14 protein-coding genes are annotated in these 17,177 nt (G+C 70.2%); 3 read left to right on the top strand and 11 right to left on the bottom strand.

What is annotated here, in order from left to right; all coding sequences use genetic code 11:
* Positions 1-40: 40 nt before the first annotated feature.
* Entirely contained in the window at positions 41-1,363 is a 1,323-nt protein-coding gene (locus LL946_RS11830) for a hypothetical protein (protein ID WP_404380873.1), read from the top strand.
* A 165-nt stretch (positions 1,364-1,528) separates the two neighbouring features.
* On the opposite strand, the gene icmF is transcribed toward LL946_RS11830, so the two are convergent.
* The 6 genes from icmF to LL946_RS11800 all read right to left on the bottom strand — a co-directional run bounded on the left by icmF (position 1,529) and on the right by LL946_RS11800 (position 9,871).
* On the bottom strand, positions 1,529-4,792 hold the full coding sequence (gene icmF, locus LL946_RS11825) for a fused isobutyryl-CoA mutase/GTPase IcmF (protein ID WP_404380871.1): 3,264 nt from the start codon (positions 4,790-4,792) through the stop codon (positions 1,529-1,531).
* 112 nt (positions 4,793-4,904) lie between these two features.
* Positions 4,905-5,510: a phosphotransferase gene (locus LL946_RS11820; RefSeq protein WP_404380869.1), complete on the bottom strand. Its 606-nt coding sequence runs from the start codon at positions 5,508-5,510 to the stop codon at positions 4,905-4,907.
* Positions 5,492-5,920, bottom strand: a complete 429-nt coding sequence (locus LL946_RS11815) for a hypothetical protein (protein WP_404380867.1) — start codon at positions 5,918-5,920, stop codon at positions 5,492-5,494. Before LL946_RS11815 ends, LL946_RS11820 begins: the two co-directional genes overlap by 19 nt.
* A complete protein-coding gene (aroQ, locus tag LL946_RS11810; RefSeq protein WP_404380865.1) occupies positions 5,913-6,353 on the bottom strand; it encodes a type II 3-dehydroquinate dehydratase in 441 nt (146 codons plus the stop codon). Before aroQ ends, LL946_RS11815 begins: the two co-directional genes overlap by 8 nt.
* Before the next feature lie 159 nt (positions 6,354-6,512).
* Positions 6,513-9,167: a DUF4153 domain-containing protein gene (locus LL946_RS11805; protein ID WP_404380863.1), complete on the bottom strand. Its 2,655-nt coding sequence runs from the start codon at positions 9,165-9,167 to the stop codon at positions 6,513-6,515.
* Positions 9,164-9,871 carry a response regulator transcription factor gene (locus LL946_RS11800; protein ID WP_404386879.1) on the bottom strand — a complete coding sequence of 236 codons (708 nt, stop codon included), beginning with the start codon at positions 9,869-9,871 and terminating at the stop codon, positions 9,164-9,166. Before LL946_RS11800 ends, LL946_RS11805 begins: the two co-directional genes overlap by 4 nt.
* 277 nt (positions 9,872-10,148) lie before the next feature.
* On the opposite strand from LL946_RS11800, the gene LL946_RS11795 reads away from it, so the two are divergent.
* Positions 10,149-11,918 (top strand): hypothetical protein, encoded by a 1,770-nt coding sequence (locus LL946_RS11795; RefSeq protein WP_404380861.1) that lies wholly within the window; start codon positions 10,149-10,151, stop codon positions 11,916-11,918.
* A 51-nt stretch (positions 11,919-11,969) separates the two neighbouring features.
* Here the strand turns inward: LL946_RS11795 and LL946_RS11790 are convergent, their stop codons facing one another.
* Complete coding sequence (locus LL946_RS11790; protein ID WP_404380859.1) at positions 11,970-12,926, bottom strand: helix-turn-helix domain-containing protein; 957 nt, start codon at positions 12,924-12,926, stop codon at positions 11,970-11,972.
* Positions 12,927-13,016: 90 nt separating this feature from the next.
* Here LL946_RS11790 and LL946_RS11785 point away from each other — a divergent pair, with 90 nt between their 5' ends.
* Entirely contained in the window at positions 13,017-13,229 is a 213-nt protein-coding gene (locus LL946_RS11785; protein WP_404380857.1) for a hypothetical protein, read from the top strand.
* A 163-nt stretch (positions 13,230-13,392) separates the two neighbouring features.
* Here LL946_RS11785 and LL946_RS11780 read toward each other — a convergent pair whose 3' ends face one another.
* Genes LL946_RS11780 through LL946_RS11765 form a run of 4 tightly spaced genes read right to left on the bottom strand, consistent with a single transcriptional unit; the run spans position 13,393 to position 17,153 of the window.
* The gene (locus tag LL946_RS11780) at positions 13,393-14,508 is read right to left on the bottom strand and encodes an XdhC family protein (RefSeq protein ID WP_404380855.1); all 1,116 of its coding nucleotides are present in this window, start codon (positions 14,506-14,508) and stop codon (positions 13,393-13,395) included.
* Complete coding sequence (locus LL946_RS11775; protein ID WP_404380853.1) at positions 14,501-15,610, bottom strand: VWA domain-containing protein; 1,110 nt, start codon at positions 15,608-15,610, stop codon at positions 14,501-14,503. The genes LL946_RS11780 and LL946_RS11775 overlap by 8 nt, the downstream gene beginning before the upstream one ends.
* Complete coding sequence (locus LL946_RS11770; RefSeq protein ID WP_404386877.1) at positions 15,607-16,497, bottom strand: AAA family ATPase; 891 nt, start codon at positions 16,495-16,497, stop codon at positions 15,607-15,609. The genes LL946_RS11775 and LL946_RS11770 overlap by 4 nt, the downstream gene beginning before the upstream one ends.
* A gap of 17 nt (positions 16,498-16,514) precedes the next feature.
* The gene (locus tag LL946_RS11765; RefSeq protein ID WP_404380851.1) at positions 16,515-17,153 is read right to left on the bottom strand and encodes an NTP transferase domain-containing protein; all 639 of its coding nucleotides are present in this window, start codon (positions 17,151-17,153) and stop codon (positions 16,515-16,517) included.
* Positions 17,154-17,177: the final 24 nt, after the last annotated feature.

Genomic DNA, 17,177 nt, shown 5'->3' with positions numbered 1-17,177 from the left:
CCGCATCTTTCAGGGTCAGTTCGACGAGTCTTCTCGAGCGATGAACCAGATTCTCGTCCATCGCGAGGCCTCGCTGGATCCGGAGGAAATGACAAACCTGCGTTCCGACATCGCTGTCGCCACACGACGTCAGGCTATTCGCGACAGCATCACCCCGTTCGCGAGCCTGGTCCTAGACGTCACATACGACACGATCCTTTTTGCTCCCGCAGTCGTTGCCCTCGCGACTGTCAGCGAGAGCAGCGCCATGTCCTTCGCACTGATCTTGGTGTTTGTCATTGCGGTCATCGCATCCGCCATTTCCATCTTCACGGCAACGGAAGACCTCACACCATTCCGTAGGCGCCTCTCGTCTGACACTGCCATCATGGCCATTCTGGCCACAACGGCTGCACTCCTCATCGCGATCTTGGCCCTTCCATTCGGTCTTGCGGCTCTCTGGCGCACGTCCACCTTTGGATTGGCGCTAGCCCTGTCGTTGGCGACGCTTTGGCTCAACAATTACCTGCTCAAGCGCCGTGTGTCCTACCCCGCCCTATCGATCATCTTTCTGGGGAACTTGGTCCTGGTGTACGCCTGCATTCGAAGCGTCCCCGAAGTCGGCGACATGTCGGCTTGGGCGTCATCGATGGTGCGAGGCGCGCAGTACGGACTCGGGGGCGGGGCCGTACTTGGCCTATGGATTGTTTGCGTTGAGTTAGTAAACCAAGTCACGTTTCGAGGGTTGGATAGAGCGACGTTGCGCCGCATACCCGAAGAGGAATTCGTCCAATCGATAGTCTGGTCGTTCACGAGAATCGACGCCGATGAGAAGACCTCACGTCGATTGGCGGCTTGGCGGCAGGCACTCGTTTCAGATCTTGACCGGCTGGCCGGTTTGCTGGAGACACACATACCGCGTCAGCTGGCGCGAATCGATCCTCGCAACGCCGCAAACCTTCGGACCTCATTCGGCCACCGAGCCGCAGTCATCCATCGGTGGAAACGCGACATTCTCTTGGGCGACGACTCAGCGGTTGATGAGGTACTCAGGGTGATGTGGGTTGTCTGCGTGTGTGCGACCAACCGTCGCTGGGGGGCTTTACCCGCAGATGATGAGTACCAAGTGACCGAGACTGAGTCAGTCAGAGCGCGTTGGTGGCGCGCGGGTCGAAGGCTACTCGTACTCGTGCCTCCCATTGCAGTCCTTGCCTTCGCAATCGTCAACGATCAGCCCGGGCTCGCCACTGCAGCAGGGGGCGCCGCGGGCCTCCTCCTTCTCGAGTTCGTAAGCCCCGGGAGCAATGACCGAGTCGCCAAGGCCACGGCCGCGGGAAGGGAACTCGAGCCTTTTGCTGCTCGGTGGCACCACGGCACCAAGTAAGAACGCGGCTTTTGCGATTTGCGAACGTCCCCGCCACGGTTTCCACACTCCCGCTCGTTAGACGGAGTCCATCAAGCGCCGAGCGGCACGGCGGGGAGCCCGCAGCAGGGTCTTCAACTCACGATCTTCGAGAAGCGGCCAGTGACGTCCTGGCTGCTTTGACGCTCAGACGTTGCGGCGGTACTGGCCTCCGACCTCGAAGAAGGCATCGGTGACCTGCTGCAGCGTGCACACCCGAGCCGCATCCATCAGCACCGCGAACACGTTGTCGCCGTTCATCGCCGCCTCACGCAGCCGCTGCAGAGCAACCTCAGCCTCCTCGCGGTGCGCCTCCCGATAAGCCCGAACCCGGGCCAGCTGGGACTCCTTCTCGGACTCCGACGCCCGCGCCAGCTCGACGTGCTGCGGCGTGCCACCCTCGGCGTCGGGCTTGCGGAACGTGTTGACACCGATGATCGGCAGCGACCCGTCGTGCTTGCGGTGCTCGTAGACCATCGACTCGTCCTGGATCTTGCCGCGCTGGTAGCCCGTCTCCATGGCACCGAGCACTCCCCCGCGCTCTGAGATCCGGTCGAACTCCGCCAACACCGCCGCCTCGACCATGTCGGTCAGCTCGTCGATGATGTACGACCCCTGCAGCGGGTTCTCGTTCATCGCCAGCCCCCACTCACGGTTGATGATCATCTGGATCGCCAGCGCACGCCGCACCGAGTCCGGACCCGGGGTCGTCACCGCCTCGTCAAAAGCGTTGGTGTGCAACGAGTTCGCGTTGTCATAGATCGCGATGAGCGCCTGCAGCGTCGTGCGGATGTCGTTGAAGTCCATCTCCTGCGCGTGCAGCGAGCGACCCGACGTCTGCACGTGGTACTTCAGCTTCTGGCTGCGCTCGTTGGCCCCGTACTTCTCGCGCATCGCGACCGCCCAGATGCGACGAGCAACCCGACCGATGACCGAGTACTCCGGGTCCATCCCGTTCGAGAAGAAGAAGGACAGGTTCGGCGCGAAGTCGTTGATGTCCATGCCGCGCGCGAGGTACGCCTCGACGTAGGTGAACCCGTTCGACAGCGTGAACGCGAGCTGGCTGATGGGGTTCGCCCCGGCTTCGGCGATGTGGTAGCCCGAGATCGACACCGAGTAGAAGTTGCGCACCTGCTGCTCGATGAACCACTCCTGGATGTCGGCCATCATCCGCAGCGAGAACTCGGTCGAGAACAGGCACGTGTTCTGCCCCTGGTCCTCCTTGAGGATGTCGGCCTGCACCGTGCCGCGCACCTGCGTGAGAGCAGACGCCCGTATGCCGGCCGCCTCCTCCTCGCTCGGCTCGCGCCCCTCGCGCTCGGTGAACTTCGCGATCTCACCGTCGATGACCGTGTTGAGGAAGAACGCGAGGATCGTCGGCGCCGGGCCGTTGATCGTCATCGACACGCTCGTCGACGGCGACGTGAGGTCGAACCCGTCGTAGAGCGCCTTCATGTCCTCGAGGGTCGCGATCGAGACACCGGAGGTGCCGACCTTGCCGTAGATGTCGGGGCGCGGGTCGGGGTCGCGGCCGTAGAGCGTCACCGAGTCGAACGCGGTCGACAGACGGGTCGCCGGCTGCCCCTCGGACAGGAGCTTGAAACGGCGGTTGGTGCGGAACGGGTCGCCCTCACCGGCGAACATCCGCGCCGGGTCCTCGTTGTCCCGCTTGAACGGGAAGACACCCGCGGTGAACGGGAAGAAGCCGGGCAGGTTCTCACGCCGCAGGAACGACACGAGGTCACCGTGGTCGGCGAACGACGGCACCGCCACGCGGCGAATCTTGCTGCCGGACAACGATTCCTTGACCAGTGAGGTGTGGAGCTCCTTGTCGCGGATGCGCACGACCTGCTCGTCGCCGGCATACGACTCGACGACGGTCGGCCACTTCTCGATGGCCTCCTCGACCTCTGCCGGCAGCTCCTTGCGCGCAGCAGCCAACAGCTGGTCGACGGCGTGGTCCTCGTGGCCGGCCGCAGCGAGCTCGTCGTCCACGAACTCGAGCCGCTGCACGCGACGAGCGTGGGCGGCATACGCCTCGGTCTGTGAGTGGTAGCCACGGACGGTGTCGGCGATCTCGGAGAGGTACCTGACGCGCGCGGCCGGGACGATCTGGCGCAGCACCGACGAATGCCGCACCGAGACGGCCGGGAGGACGCCCTCGCCGAGCTGGAGTCCCTTGGCGACGAGGAGTCCGCGCAGCTCCTGGTAGAGCGCGGTGACGCCGTCGTCGTTGAAGGTCGCGGCCGAGGTGCCGAAGACCGGCATGTCCTCAGGCTTCTTGCCGAACGCGCCGCGGTTGCGGACGAGCTGGCGGCCGACGTCGCGCAGTGCGTCCATGGCGCCGCGCCGCTCGAACTTATTGATCGCGACGAGGTCGGCGAAGTCGAGCATGTCGATCTTCTCGAGCTGGCTCTGCGCGCCGAACTCCGGTGTCATGACGTACATCGAGACGTCGGCGAACGGCACGATCGCCGCGTCGCCCTGGCCGATGCCGGGGGTCTCGATGATGATGAGGTCGTATGCCGCGGCCTTGAGGATCGTGATGACGTCCTCGAGCGCTTCGGGCACCTCGCGGCCGCCGCGGGTCGCGAGCGAGCGGAAGAAGATGGGAGAGGACCCGTCAGGACTGCTGTTGGCGTTCATCCGGATGCGGTCACCGAGGAGGGCACCCCCGCCCTTGCGACGGGTCGGGTCGACCGCGACGACGGCGATGCGGAGCTTGTCCTGCTGGTCGACGCGCAGGCGGCGGACGAGCTCGTCCGTGAGGCTGGACTTGCCGGAGCCGCCGGTGCCGGTGATGCCGAGGACGGGGACGTGGTGACCCGAGGCCGCCTTGGTGAGCTCGGCGCGATCGGCGTCGGAGAGCGCCTTCACCTCGGCGCCGGTGATGGCGCGTGCGACGGCGCCGCGCTCCCCGGCAAGGACGGCCGAGATGTCAGCCGGCCCGGCGGCATACAGGTCGGTGTCGCAGGCCTCGATGACCGTGTTGATCATCCCGACGAGACCGAGTCGCTGGCCGTCCTCGGGGCTGAAGATCGTCACGCCGGCCTCGCGCAGCCGCGCGATCTCGTCGGCGACGATGACGCCGCCGCCACCACCGACGACCTTGACGTGGCCCGCGCCGGCCTCACGGAGGAGCTGGACGAGGTACTCGAAGTACTCGACGTGCCCGCCCTGGTAGGACGACACGGCGACGCCCTGCACGTCCTCCTCGATCGCCGCGTCGACGACCTCCTGGACGGAGCGGTTGTGCCCGAGGTGGATGACCTCGGCGCCCTGGCTCTGCATGATGCGCCGCATGATGTTGATCGACGCGTCGTGCCCGTCGAACAGGCTCGACGCGGTGACGATGCGCACCGGGTTGGCGGGCACGTGGAGCTCGGGAGCCTCGGGCGACGTCTGTGTCATGCCCCAAATAGTAGGACGTCCTACTAACTACCCGGAAGTCACGAAGCCCGGGACGTGCTCAGGCCGGCTGATCACCTCACGATCGCCGGAACCGACGCGGCGCACGTGCGCGTCAGCGATCGACCGCAGACGCGAACGGGTCGGCGGCGGTGGCATCCACCAGCCACTCCGTCGCCGCTCGCACGAAGTCGTCGTCGACGCGGGAGAGCGGGACGTCTGCAATGAGGCGTCGCCACGACTCTGCTCGGTGGAGGCACGAGATCCGGTCGGCAGCCGGCAGGAGCGCGTGCAGCGACTCGCGGTCGGCGAGGTCGGTCCACGGCTCGATGAACGCTTCGGCCACGCGAACGAGGTCGGGATGGTCGACCGCGAGCTGCAGTCGATTGCGGACGATCCACATCGGGATGCGCGCCGAGGTGAGCGGGTGCGTCCACAGGGCGTCACCGAGGTCGATGAGGGCCGCACCCTCGCCCCGTCGGAAGGCATTGCCGAGGTGGAGGTCGTTGTGCTGGAGCGAGTCGGGCAGCCCACTGTCCACGAGCGCAGCCGCGGCGTCGCGCACGAGCGGCAACCCGGACTCGATCCCTTCAGCCTCGGCGGGACTCGGCCGTCGCGGGTCATCTTCAGGGAGCGCCAGCAGCGCCTCGACGTGGCGCTCGACCCAGATGACGACGTCGTCAGGCTCCTTCGGGAACGCGCTCAGTCCCGTCGAGAGCATCTCGGGCTCGTGACCGGCGAGCGGCGCTGCAGGACGGCATACTGATCCGCCATCGCGACCCAGTCTGCAAGGGGCGGGATCGCGTCGTCCCACATCGGCGCACCCAGATCGGCCGTCACCAACCAACCGCGAGACGGCTCCACTGCGACAACCGGTGCCACCGTCCCGGGGACCAGACCCTCGACGACCCGGGCCAGCTCGGCCTCGAAGGCCTGCGACGGTGCGTTCTCCTTGACCCAGACCTTGCCGCGGTCGGTCTCGACGCTCAGCACCGTCGACCAGAACCGGACGCGCTCCTGGACGAGCGGACCGGTGACCGCCCGGCCGCTCGCCGCGAGCGCCGGATGCAGCCACGCCTCGAGCTCGAGGCGCCACTCGTCGCTGCGCCAGAGCGCCGGCAGGTCAGTCACGTCTGGTGGCCACCCACCGGATCGCTTCGACGTAGCCGTCCACCCCGCGCCCGATGACCTGGTGGTCGGTGACGTCGGTGAGGTAGCTGTGGTGCCGGAACTCCTCGCGGGCGTGGATGTCGCTGATGTGCACCTCGACCCGCGGCACGGCCACCGCTGACAGCGCGTCGCGCAGCGCCACAGACGTGTGCGTGTAGCCGGCTGCGTTGACGACCAGCCCGGCGATCCCCCGCCGCCCCTCCTGCACCCAGTCGATGAGCACGCCCTCGTGGTTGCTCTGCCGGAAGTCGAGCGTCAGCCCGGCGTCCAAGCACGCCCGACGGCACAGCTCCTCGACGTCGGCGAGCGTGGCGCTGCCGTAGATCTCGGGCTCGCGCTCCCCCAGCAGGTTGAGGTTGGGGCCGTTGAGGACGAGCACCGTGGTCGAGTCCATGCGGTGAGTATGCCGTCCACCCACCCCCGCGCCACTGCTTGCGTCCGCCACTGTGGTGGCCAGGACGTCGGGTTGGCGGACGCAAGCACACGGCATACGCGCAACGTCCGGCACTTCGACGGCTGAGCCACCACAGTGCCGGACGCAGCGGTGGGGCAGTCAGTCGAAGACCTCGGAGCGTGTGCCCGTCGGCACGAACCCCTCACCGAACGTCCGGCAGAACGCCGGGTCGACGGTGAGCTCAGCACCTCGGGCGGCGTCGAACGCGCGGGCGCGCCCGAGGTTCCACTCCAGCAGGTCGTCGCTGCGGTCATCGCTCTTCTCCATGTGCCACGTGACGACGCAGGCGGCTTGCTTGTCGTCGAGGCCGTTGATGATCGCCGGGGTGGCGTCGACGCCGAGGCCGGCGAGGTAGTAGGTGTCGAGCTCGCCGGTCTGGGCGAACCGCTCGATGTTGCGGGTGGCGACCCAGCCGTCGGGGTTCATCAGCCCGAACCCGAGGAAGAACAGCGCGCCCGAGATGAGCGCCGCCCGCGGCACCCACGTCCCCTTGAGGCGGACGACCGCCACCATCATGAACACGATGAGCAGCCCGAGCCAGAGCTCGAACCCGTCGACGAAGACCCGCAGCACCGTGTAGCCGTACGCCTCCTGGTAGAGCGACATCCGGTAGAGCGCCGACGCCACGACGGCCAGGGTCAGCGTGCAGAGCGCGAGCAACGAGACGCGGAGCGCCAGCCGGTCCGAGGCGGTCTCCTGCGAGGCCTTGCGGGTAGCGATGCCGACGACGACGAGCGTGAGGAACGTCGCGGTCGTGAGCTGGCCGAAGCCCTCGTGGACGTACTCGGCGTACGTGAGTCCCGTCGTCTCCCGCAGGTACTCGTGCCCACCCCACATCGCCGTGGCCTGGGCAGCGAGGAACGCGACGAAGAGCGCGATGACCACGCCGAGCGGCACGAGCCACTCCCAGCGGTGGCGCACCGGAGCACCGCGCGGCACGTCGAGGTCGGCGATCCGCGGTGGGTTGAGCGCGAGGTACGCACCGGCCAGCGCCACCCCGGCGACGAAGACGAAGACGAAGACGCGGGCGATGATCGAGTCCCAGCGCAGGTCGGGGATGAGCGACTGCGCCCACGACCCGAAGATCGCGTCACCCGAGGCGAAGAGGCCACCGAAGAGCACGAGCCCCACCGCGGCGATCGCGACCGTGCGCAGCACCGGCCAGAGCAGCGGCATCCGGCTCGTCGCCGTGAGCGTGCGCCCCAACAGCGGCAGACCGCGCAGGCCGGCGAGCACCCACGACATCGCCGACAGCGGGATGCTCACGAAGGAGCGAGCACTGGTCACCGTCGCCGCAAGCAGCAGCGCCGCCAGCAGCACCGACAGCACCGCGATCCACTCCGTCGCCCGCACGACCGTCATGGCCGTGAGGCCGATGCCGACCGCCACGCAGGCGATGCTCCACGGGCTGCGCTTCTCCTTGAACGCCCACAGGATGAGGCCCGCCGAGAGCAGGACCACCAGACCAGCGGCGAGCCCGATCCGCCTGTCCGGCAACATGATCGAGGCGAGCAGGCCCAGGAGCAGGGCGCCGATGAGCAGGTGCGGCTGCGGTCCGAGTCCCGACTCGGGCCAGAACTTCCCGAACAGCTGGTCGGTGAATGGCGGCGGACCCGGCTTGGCGAGCGTCGTCGCCGTAGTGGGCGAGGGCGTCGGCGCAGGCTGGGCCGGTCGTGGAGCGGGCGTGGTCGTCATGGTGACCTCCGGGGTCGGCAGAGCGGTCGGCAGGCTCGCCGCGCGCTGGTGGATGCGTGTATGCCGTGGCAGCACCGCGCGCAGCCGCGCGCCTCGTCCGCCGGGCGGGGTGGGAAGGACCTGGATCGAGCCGCCGTGCAGCTCGCAGACCCAGGACGCGATGGCGAGGCCGAGGCCCGTGCCGCCGCCGGCGTCGTCCCCGGTGCCGAACCGGCTGAAGACGTTCGCCGCCTTGTCGGCGGGGATACCCGGACCGTCGTCGACGACCTCGAGCGACCACCGGTCGTCGTCCAATGCCATTGCGACGAGCTGGATCTCGCCGCCGGGCGGGCTGTGACGAGCCGCGTTGTCGAGCAGGTTCGCAACGAGCTGCGCGAGGCGTGCGGGGTCGGCCGTAACGGTGAGGTCCTCGGGGACCACACGGCATACGTACGTGACCGTGCGCGACCCGAGCTCCGCCTCGGCGACGGCGCCACGAAGCAGGTCGGCGACGCCCACCTCCTCGAGACGCAAGGGCGCGACGCCGGCGTCGATGCGCGAGAGGTCGAGCAGGTCGCCGACGAGGTCGCTGAGCCGTTCGGACTGGGTGAGGGCGCCACGCAGCGCCTGGTCGTCGGGCTGCACGACACCGTCCACGAGGTTCTCGAGGAGGGCCCGTTGGGCGGTGAGCGGGGTGCGCAGCTCGTGCGACACGGTGGCGATGAGCTGCCGGCGCTGGTGGTCGGCACCGGCGAGGTCGGCGGACATGGCGTTGAAGGCCCGGGCGAGCTGGCCGACCTCGTCGGTGGAGTCGGTGGAGACCCGCTGCCCGTAGTCGCCGGCGGCCATGACGCTGGCGGCGTGGGTCATCTCGCGCAGCGGGGCGGTCATGCCCCGGGCCAGCCACTGGGTCACGAGCAGGGCCGCGGCGACCGTGACCGGGAGGGTGAGCCAGAGCGGCATACCGGCTCGTTCGCCGATCGTCGCGAAGAGTGCGGCGACCACGCAGGTCGCGCCGACGAGGAGCCCGAGCTTGACCTTGATCGAGCCGACGCCCTGGAGGGGCTCGACGGTGTTCACGGCGCCTCCAGGGCGTAGCCCACCCCGTGCACGGTGCGGACGCGGGCGGCGCCGATCTTGGCGCGCAGGGACTTCACGTGGCTGTCGAGGGTGCGCGTGCCCGAGGCGTCGGACCAGCCCCAGACCTCGCTCATGAGCTGCTCGCGGGAGCGGACCGCACCCGGCGTGGCCGCGAGCGCCGCGAGCAGGTCGAACTCGAGCGGGGTGAGGTGGACCTCGGCGCCGTCGACGGTGACGCGGCGGGCGGGTCCGTCGATCCGGACCTCACCGACCTCGGTGGTCGGGGCCGGCACCGAGGCGAGCTCGGCAGCGCGTTCGACGCGGCGCAGGAGGGCGTGGGTGCGGGCGACGACCTCGCGCATCCGGAACGGCTTGGTGACGTAGTCGTCCGCCCCGACGCCCAGGCCCACGAGGATGTCGGTCTCGTCGTCGCGGGCGGTGAGCATGAGCACCGGGACCGGCCGGACGGCCTGGATGCGGCGGCATACCTCGAGCCCGTCGTAGCCGGGCAGCATGACGTCGAGGACGACGAGGTCGGGGGCGTGCTCGCCGAACGCGGCGACCGCGTCGGGACCATCGAAGGCCTGGTGGACGGCATAGCCCTCAGCACGGAGACGGTCGGTGACGGCCTGGTTGATCGTCGGCTCGTCCTCGACGACGAGCACCGTCGCCTTCGGGCCGGCCGCGGTCCCCGCGCCGGGCATCCCCGCGCCCGTCCCCGCGCCGGACGTCCCCGCACCCGTCGTCCCCGCACCAGTTCCCGTCATGCCACTGACAGTAGGAGCCAACCCGTCGGGCGCGTGGGCACGACCTGTGGAGATCTCGTGAAGATGCGCGCGGGTCCCACGCTTCGCGTGGGCCGGCATACGGGCAGGGCGGATGTATCAGGAGACGGAAGCCGCCCTCCTCACCCTCAGCGACCGCGTCGCCGTTCTTCGGGGGACGGCCTCGGTGCGATCGCACCAACCAGGAGGGAACATCATGTACTCAGCAGCACGGGCGCGCCGACGCGCCTGTCTCACGGTCGGTGCCGCACTCGCGGTCGCCGCTCTCGTCACGCCGGCGGCGTTGGCCGGCACGTCCTCGGGCACCCTGCCCAACGGCGCCGAGATCACCGTGGGCATCACCTCACCCGTCGACGGCGACTCGTTCATCGTCCCGGGGGGCGACACCACGGTCGACGTGCCCCTGTCCGGTACGGCCAGCGTCGCCACCGGCGCACCGAGCACGAGCTGGATCTACGTCGTCGACATCTCGGGCAGCACGGTCAACCTCATGTGCGACGCGACCCGCACGATCCTCGCCTGCGAGCAGGTCGCCGTGAAGGGACTCAACGACCTCGTGGTCACCGACGGCTCCGCGCTCGAGAGTGCCGTCGTCGCCTTCGGCACGACCGCGCAGCCCGCCGACATGCAGCCAGCCCCGGGCGACCAGCGGTTCACCTCCCCGTCGGGGACCAACGTCAACACGGTGGTCGACTCGCTCACGCCCGGCCAGATCGGCCAGTTCACCCCCAAGAGCGTCGGCATCAGCACGAACTACGCCGAGGCGCTGGAGGCGGCCGACACCGCGGTTCAGGCAGCCTCGGGCAGCCAGGTCAACGTCGTCTTCGTCTCGGACGGCATCTCGGAGGCGGGCTCTCTCGCTGCGTTCCAGACCGCGCTCTCCTCGGTCGCGGCCGGCGCCACCATCTACCCGTTCGCGGTCGGCGCAGCAGCGTCGTGCACCAGCGGCCTCTTCGGGACCCTGGCGGCGATGGCGACGGCGAGCGGCACCGTGTGCCAGCACGTCACGAACCCCGCCAACCTGCCGAACGTCATCAAGAACGTCACGGCCACGAGGCTCGACAGCCTCGCGGTGACCCTCGACGGGAACCCGGTGGCGGCCACGCCCAGCACGGCCCTGCCGACCGCGGGACCGGCCTCGATCACGTGGACGGCACCCGGCGACGACCTCGCCCCCGGCACGCACCAGGTGTGCGCCACGGCGACCGGCACCGGCCCGGCGAGCGAGCCGACGGCCACGGGATCCGCGAACCGCTGCGAGAGCTTCTCGGTCTTCGCCTTCGCGCTCACGCCGCCCACGGCGACCAACGAGCTCGGCAGCGACGACACCCACACCGTCACGGCAACCGTGACCGGACCGGCCTCCGACCTCAGCGGCCACGCGGTGGACTTCTCGATCTCGGCCGGCCCCAACGCCGGTGACTCGGGCACGTGTGCCCCGGCGTCCTGCGAGACCAACGCCGCCGGAGTGGTGACCTTCACCTACACCGTCCCGGTCGAACCCGCCTCGCTCGGCACCGACACGATCTCTGCCACCGCCACCATCCACGGTGACGAGGCGACGCGGTCGGTCTCGAAGCTCTGGCAGGACACCACCCCGCCGGTCGCCACCTGCGTCGAGTCGACCAACCCCGAGGGTGACGTCCCCGGAGCCCCCGGCAACGGTGGTCAGGGCCAGAACCAGGATGGCTACTACCGTCTCGTCGCCACCGACGACGTGTGGCCGGCGAGCGACCTCGACCTCTTCGTCAAGGACGCCGGCAGCAGCAAGGTCTGGGGCGCGTTCGCCGTCGCCACCGACATCAAGTACGTCGAGGCCAACGGCGCCACCCCCAGCCAGAAGCCCGGCGACGGTGTCGTCGAGTGGAACCTCAAGGGCAAGGGCGACGCGCAGCTCTACGCGGTCGACGGGTCGGGCAACCGCTCGGCGTCGGTGACCTGCCACGTCCCCAACGCCCCGAAGTGACTGGTTGCTTCCACCAGTGGTGAGTCAGCCACTGCGACACCGCTCCTCGGCTCAGGCCGGGGAGCGGTGTCGCGTCCGGAAGACCGTGGGGGTGAGCCCCGTGCACTGGGAGAAGTGGTGGCGCAGCAGCGCCGCCGACCCGAACCCGACGTCGCCCGCGATCTGCTCGATCGACAGGTCGGTCTCCTCGAGCAGCTCGCGTGCACGCAGCACGCGCTGGTCGGTGACCCACTGGTGCGGGGTCGTGCCGGTCTCGGAGACGAAGCGGCGGGCGAACGTCCTCGACGACATCGACGCGCGACGGGCCAGCTGGGTGACGGTGTGCGGCTGGTCGAGGTGCTCGACCATCCACTCGAGCACCGGCCCCAGGCTCTCGGCCTCGGTGACGGGCACGGGCCGGTCGATGAACTGCCGCTGGCCGCCATCGCGGTGCGGCGAGACGACCATGCGTCGCGCGATCCGGTTGGCGACCGCGCCCCCGTGCTCACTTCGCACGAGGTGCAGGCAGGCGTCGATCCCGGCGGCGGTGCCCGCACTCGTGATGACGCTCCCGTCGTGGGCGTAGAGGACGTCGGGGTTGACCCTGGCCAGCGGATACTCGGTCGCGAGCCGATCCGTGTGCATCCAGTGCGTCGTGCACTCCCGCCCGTCGAGCACCCCGGCAGCGGCGAGCGTGAACGCACCCGAGCAGACCGAGAGGACGTGCGCCCCCCGGTCGACCGCGTCCCGAACCACCTGCATGACCGCCTCGGACGGCGTGTATGCCGTCGGGCTGGCCGGGATGGCCACGAGGTCGGCGTCCGCGGTCGCCTCCAACCCGTGGGGCGCGGTGAGGACGACACCGGAGTCGGTGCGCAACGGCATACCCGGTTCCTCGGCGCACACGCGGAAGTCGAAGGGCGGCACGCCGTCGTCGGTGCGGTCCATCCCGAAGACCTCGGAGAGCACGCCGAACTCGAAGAGCGCGACCGGATCCTGGAGCACGACGGCGACGGAACGAAGGGCCATCCCCGCAGCATGACAGGGTGGCAGCATCTTGTGCAAGAGGGGCAGTTCTGCCACTCGTGGCAGGATGTGGTTGGGCGACAAACTTGTGCCATGAGCACCTTCCTCGCAGACATCGCCCCCGTCATCCCCGCGCTCATCCTCGCCGCCCTCTTCGTCTGGGCGCTCGAGCGCAACAACCGTCGCCAGCGGGTCGCGCCCTGGTCCGACGACTTCCGCCACCACGTCGACCACGACGCCGACACCCGCCGCGCCGCCCACGACCTCGAGGCCTGGGGCGCCGACGCGTACGACCGCGCCGCCTGACCCCGTCAACAATCGACCAAGAGGTCACGAACTGCGCCGGGCCCGTGCACTTCGTGACCTATTGGTCGATTGTTGTCACGGGCAGCACGGGCAGCACGGGCAGCACGGGCAGCACGGGCATCACGGACAGGGCGGGCTGGGCAGCGTCGGGCCGTGGACTCGGTCAGATGTGGATCGGACCCTGTCGCTCGCTCAGCCGGTCGCCGGCCCCGCCCCAGCGGAGCGCGACGATCTCGGCCGCGATCGACACTGCAGTCTCCTGCGGGGTGCGCCCGCCGAGGTCGAGCCCGATCGGTGACGACAGACGTCCCAGCTCGACTTCGGTGAGGCCCGCCTCGCGCAAGCGCTCCATCCGCTCGTCGTGCGTGCGCCGCGACCCCATCGCCCCGACGTAGGCGACCTCGGGCAGGCGCAACGCCACCTCGAGCAGCGGCACGTCGAACTTCGGGTCGTGGGTGAGGACGCAGAGCACGGTGCGCCCGTCGATGCGTCCGGCGTCGGCCTCGTCGCGCAGGTAGGCGTGCGGCCAGGACACGACGACCTCGTCCGCGGCGGGCAGCCGGGCCGGCGTCGCGAAGACCGGTCGCGCGTCGCACACGGTCACGGCATACCCGAGGAAGTGGCCCATCTCGGCGACCGCCGCCGCGAAGTCGATGGCGCCGAAGACGATCATCCGCGGCTTCGGGGCGTGGCAGGCGACGAACACGCGCATGCCCTCGCCGCGTCGCTCGCCGTCGGGTCCGTAGGTCAGGGTCTCGGTCGTGCCCGACGCCAACGCGCCCCGGGTGTCGTCGACGACGGCGGCGTCGGCCCGGTCGCTGCCCAGGCTGCCGACGGCGGAGTCCGGCCGCACGACCAGCCTCCGCCCGACCCACGAGGGGTCGGGGTGGGCGACGACCGTCGCCACGGCGACGGGGCGCCCGGCGTCGATGTCGTCGGCGATGTCGCCGAGCTCGGGAAAGCTTCGCTGGTCGACCTTCTCGATGAAGACGTCGAGCTGCCCCCCGCAGGTCAGACCCACGCTGTATGCCGTGTCGTCCGAGACGCCGTAGTGCGCGAGTTCCGCTGTGCCAGTGGCGAGGACGGACTGCCCGACCTCGTAGACGGCCCCCTCGACGCACCCGCCCGACACGGACCCGACCGCGGTGCCGTCGGCCCCGACGAGCATGGAGGCGCCAGGCGGTCGCGGCGACGCGCTGAACGTGTCGACGACGGTCGCCATCGCCACGGGCTCACCCGCCTCCCACCACGCGCGCAGCTCGCGCAGGACCTCACGCATGCTCCACGACCTCCAGCAGCTCGGCGAACGCGGCCATCGAGTGACCGGCGACGAAGGTGTCAACGTGTGGCAGAGCCGCGACGATGCCCTGCTGCACCGGCTCGTAGGCGTCGTGGCCGCGGTGCGGGTTCGCCCACACGACGTGGTGGGCCAGCGACCGGAGTCGGCGCATCTGCTCGGCGAGCCCTTCGGGGTCACCGCGCTCCCACCCGTCGCTGACGAGCACGACGACCGCACCCCGGGCCATGCCGCGCCGGCCCCACCGGTCGAGGAACGCCTTGAGCCCGTCGGCCAGGCGGGTGCCGCCGGACCAGTCGGGGATCGTGCGCCCGGCCGAGACGAGTGCCCGGTCCGGGTCGCGCTGGTGCAGCGCCGCGGTCACGTGGGTCAGCCGCGTCCCGAGGGTGAACACCTCGACCGGACCGGACGACCGGCACCAGGCGTGGGCGAGACGGAGCAGCGCGTCGGCGTAGGCGCTCATCGACCCCGACACGTCGAGGAGCACGACGACGCGGCGAGGTCGCTCCATCCTGCGGCGCCACCGGATCGGTCCGGGCTCGCCGTGGCGGCGGACCATCTCGCGCATCGTCGAGCGGGCGTCGACGCGACCTCGTGAGGCAGCGGCCCAACGGTGGGTGCGGCGGCGAGGGGGTCGCGGCCGCAGCGCACCGAACATCCGAGCGAGGGCCGCACTCTCCCGTGCGGACATCGACGCGATGTCCCTGTGCCGCAGCACCTCCGTGGCGCTGGCGCGCGCTCGCACGTCGTCGGACTCGAGGTCGTCACCCCGCTCTCCCGGCGCGCCACGGTCGGAGAGGTCGGCCATGGTGGCGGGCGGTCGTGACGGTGCGCGACGCGCAGCCGCGGGACGCTGGGCACCGAACCACACGGCATACACGAGGTCGTACCTCTCGAGGTCGGCTGGTGAGGCGCAGAGCGTCGCGCGGCCCACGGCATACACGGCGGCCTGGTTCTCGAGGCCCACCGTGGCGACGGCGAGGAGGTAGGTGCGCTCCCGGTCTGCCGTGACGGCGACACCCGCCGCGCGCAGGGCTCGCGCGAAGCCGAGGAGGACCTCCTCCGGGGAGCGGGTCGCGGTCACCGGCCCAGGATCCGGTCGAGCGAGGCGCAGACGCGGTCGGCGTCCTCGCGGTACTTGACCGCGACGCCGAGCGACGCCGCTGCCGAGGCGGTGTCGAGGTCGCGGACACCGAGCTCGTGCAGGGCGCGCGCCCAGTCGAGGGTCTCGGCGACACCCGGCGGCTTGAGCAGCTCGGTGTCCTCGCGGACCGCGTGGACCGCTCTGACGACCTGGTCGGCCAGCGCCTCCGGGACCTCGGGCGCCCGCGAGCGCACGATCGCGAGCTCGCGCTCGAGAGAGGGGTGCTCGAGCCAGTGGTAGAGGCAGCGGCGCTTGAGTGCGTCGTGGACCTCGCGGGTGCGGTTGGAGGTGAGGACGACGAGCGGGGGCGTGTCGGCGCGCACCGTGCCGAGCTCGGGGATGCTCACCTGCCACGTCGACAGCACCTCGAGGAGGAAGGCCTCGAACTCGTCGTCCGCACGGTCGATCTCGTCGACGAGGAGCACCGCCGGCGCCTCGCGCAGGGCGCGCAGGATCGGGCGCGCGACGAGGAAGCGCTCCTCGAACAGCCCGGCCTCGACGTCGGCGAGGGAGCTCGCGCCGTCGACCGCCTCGACCGCGCGCAGGTGGAGGATCTGGCGCGGGAAGTCCCAGTCGTAGAGCGCCTGGCTCGCGTCGATCCCCTCGTGGCACTGGAGCCGGATGAGCGGCACCCCGGCCGCGAGCGCCAGCGCTTCGGCCAGTGCCGTCTTGCCGGTGCCCGGCTCGCCCTCGAGGAGCAGCGGGCGAGAGAGCCGGGTGGCGAGCCACGTGATCGTCGCCAGCTCGTCGTCGACGAGGTAGCCGGTGCCCTCGAGCGCGGTGCGCAGCTCGTCGGTCGAGGCTGAGGCGAGGTCCATACCGAGCATCGTCACACGGCGCTCGTTCAGACGTCAGTCGGCCTGTCGATGTCCCGGCCGGTGGCGAGGTCGCCGCACTCGACGAGCAGCGGCCGGTGCGCCAGGAAGTAGTCGCGCGCACCGTGGTCGCCGACCGCGCTGTCGTGCACCGCCTGCCAGTGCTCTCGGCCCAGGATGACGGGGTGGCCGGGTCTCCCCTCGTATGCCGCCCGCACCAGTGCGGCGGCCAGGTCACCCTCGCGCCGTCCCTCACCCTCGCTCTCGTCGGGGCCCTCGCTCTCGCCCTGACTCACGATCGAGGCGAGCACCCGCGCGTGCACCTCGACGCCGACGTCGGGCAGGTCGACGAGCATGAGCAGAGCCGCCTCGGCGCCGGTGTCCGCCAACGCCTCCAGGCCGCGGCGCAGGGACGCACCCATCCCGTCGTCCCAGTCGGTCGCCTCGACGACGATGCCTCCAACGCGCTGCGCCCGGGCGGTGACCTGCTCCGCGGACGACCCGACGACCACGTGGACGTCGACCACGCCCGCGTCGTGGAGCCGGGCAATCGCGGTCTCGACGAGGGACGGCCCCGAGGGCGAGAGGCGGAGCAGCGCCTTGGGTCCCCCCATGCGCCGCCCTGCCCCCGCCGCGAGCACGAGACCGGCGACCCCACCATCAGCCATCCGCACACTGTGCCACCGACCGGG

The organism is Knoellia locipacati (assembly GCF_044791685.1).
GTDB lineage: Bacteria > Actinomycetota > Actinomycetes > Actinomycetales > Dermatophilaceae > Knoellia > Knoellia locipacati_A.
The sequence above is the reverse complement of the archived record's forward strand: the minus strand, read 5'-3'. Positions and strand labels throughout refer to the sequence as shown.